2 protein-coding genes are annotated in these 2,644 nt (G+C 46.3%); both read left to right on the top strand.

What is annotated here, in order from left to right; all coding sequences use genetic code 11:
- On the top strand, window positions 1-675 hold a 675-nt coding region (locus tag KDK19_RS18450; RefSeq protein WP_368736472.1), incomplete at its 5' end, for an anti-phage-associated DUF3780 domain-containing protein.
- Window positions 676-716: 41 nt separating this feature from the next.
- Window positions 717-2,644 (top strand): DUF1156 domain-containing protein (locus KDK19_RS18445; protein ID WP_257292544.1); only part of this gene is annotated, 1,928 nt, incomplete at its 3' end.

Here is a 2,644-nt window from a genome sequence, read left to right as displayed (position 1 = left end):
AATCACCACTTACCAGTGAAGCAGGACAAAGGGCAGATGACTGAACACGCACCTACCGGCAAAAAGAGCGTCGAAACAAAGACAAAGCGCGGACAGGGAAAATCACGGTTTGCCCACCCGACTCTTGGCTTTGGGGTGCCTGCTACCACAGACCCCCATCATTTTCTGGTCTCTATCCCGAAAAACAATAATGGCGTGGTACTCATTTCTGAATATTTGGGTATGCAGGCGCAGGATCAAAACGCCGCCATTATGGATCGGGTGCTACTTGAGCGACGACGCTGGACTGCTGTGCGTAGTGAGGTTCAACGGGCATTCAATGTCCGTTTGAAAGAACACAAGCTGCAAACCTCAGCCTGGAAAGTGGGCGACAACATGGTTGACCGGCTCCTCGGCAAAGAACTTTGTGTACTTGCCTGGGCGATTGAGGCCATGGAGTTTGACCATATTCCCATTGCCGTCAGAAACTGGCTGGCATTAAGGCCGGAAGAACGCTGGTGGTTATACGGTATGGCAGCTATCAGTACCGGTGGTGTAAAAGATGGTAACAAAGGCTGGCGGCTCGCCCTGCGCCATGCTTTGGGCGATGTTGCCCAAAATGAACAGATTATTCAGTATCGTAAAGCCATGACTCCCAAAGCTGATCAAAATGATCCCGCCTTGAGTTTGTTTTAGCGCTGGCTTGACCGAACGTATTCAGGAACCTCATAAGCTACATGACCACAACCGAACTGAAACCCTTGGCGCTGAAAGATGCGCCAGCGTTGATTGAAGCCGTATTTCCGGCACAGAAAGTATCTTTTGAAGCGCAGCGGGAACGCAAGGCCGGTTCCGGCCAGACGCTGACGGCTCTCGGCTCTTACTGGAAAGGGCGTAAGCCGTTGATCCTTGTTCGAGCCATTGTGCTAGGCAGTCTGCTGCCCCAGACGGATGATGTGGAAAAGGATCTGGAAATCTTTGAGCTGCTGATGGGGTTCGATGATGAAGGACTGGCTCGCAGGGCTTTTATGAAAAAATCTCAAAAGCCGTATCTCTCAGTCAAGGATATCGCCTTGAGAATCACACTTGATGATCCTTGGAGTTATTTCACTTACAAGCTGAATGATGAACAGCTACCGACTGGTGAAGAAAACCATTGGACTTTTCCTCTTGATGTTGATGCTAAAGGTATTTCGATCCGCTGGCGCAGAGGGGTTACTAATGACCAAAGAGTTGCGCTGTACCATAAGGCACTGAAGACTTTTGAAAATTATGAAGAAAAGGCGTTGCTTTGCAGAAGACCGGAAGAGTTAGATCAGCAATGGCTTTATTCGCCGATTTGGCGAAGAGTCAACCAGCACCTTGATCACTTAGGTATTAATGCTTCATCACATCAAGAATTGGTAGAGCAATTAGGCATACTCCGTTATGGTCGGCGTCCCAGGGTGGGTGACACTTTCTCCGGTGGAGGTTCTCTTCCATTTGAGGCAGCACGATTGGGATGTGAAGTATACGCTTCTGATTTAAACCCCATTGCCTGCATGCTGACATGGGGGGCGATCAATATAATCGGTGCTCCTTCAACTCAGAGGTCTGAAATCGAACAGGCTCAAAAGGATTTAGCAGATGCCGTTGATCAGGAAATTACTGATTTGGGCATTGAACACTGCTCTGAAGGACATAGAGCAAAAGCATTTCTATATTGTTTGGAAGTCATCTGCCCAGAGACTGGGTGGTTAGTGCCATTAGCCACGAGCTGGATTATATCTAAAAGCCGGAGCATTGTTGCGAAGTTGGTGCCTGTCGAAGCCAAGAAATGTTTTGATATAAGAATTAACAGTCACGCCACTGCTGAAGAAATGGAAGAAGCAGAAAAGGGAACGGTAAGAAGTGGTAATGTTGTATATAAGTTACATGGTAAAGCTTATTCTACACCGATAAAAACTCTTCGTGGTGATTACAAAGACAAGGATGGACAAACAAGAAATAAGCTGCGCTTATGGGAAAAGCACGAATTTAAGCCAAGGCATGATGATATCTTTCAAGAGCGTCTCTATGCCATCCAATGGATTCATGCAGATACCCTTACCGAGCCCCATCATCATGAAACATTCTACACGCCTGTTCGTGAAGAAGACTATGACCGAGAATTACAAGTTACTCGTATTGTGGAGGATAATCTATTTCAATGGCAGAAAGATGGCTTTATTCCAGATACGCCAATAGAGACCGGTGATAAAACTGATGAACCCATAAAAACGAGGGGTTGGACACATTGGCATCACCTATTTACTCCAAGAAATTTACTTGTTGCTTCAATTGTTGCGAAACGTATAAATAAATATACTGCAACTTCATTCTGTGAACTCCTCAACTTCAACTCTAAACTGTGCCGTTGGACTACATCCCAAAAACGGATAGCCAAAGATGGTTCTGGTAAGCAAGTTGGTGGAGCAAGCGAAAACTCTACTGACGTTTTTTCTAACCAGGCACTTAATACATTCTACAACTTTGCTCACAGATCCTTGTATACATTAAAAGAGTCAATGAGTGAGACCTACCATGACAGACAGCCCTGCGTTGGAGAAGTAGCTATTTCTAGTCATAACGTTGTAGAGTTAACGGCTTGTTCTGATATCTGGATCACCGACCCCCCCCCTACGCC

This window comes from Endozoicomonas sp. ONNA1 (assembly GCF_024606325.1).
Classification (GTDB): domain Bacteria; phylum Pseudomonadota; class Gammaproteobacteria; order Pseudomonadales; family Endozoicomonadaceae; genus Endozoicomonas_A.
This window is presented reverse-complemented; position numbering and strand designations above follow the sequence as displayed.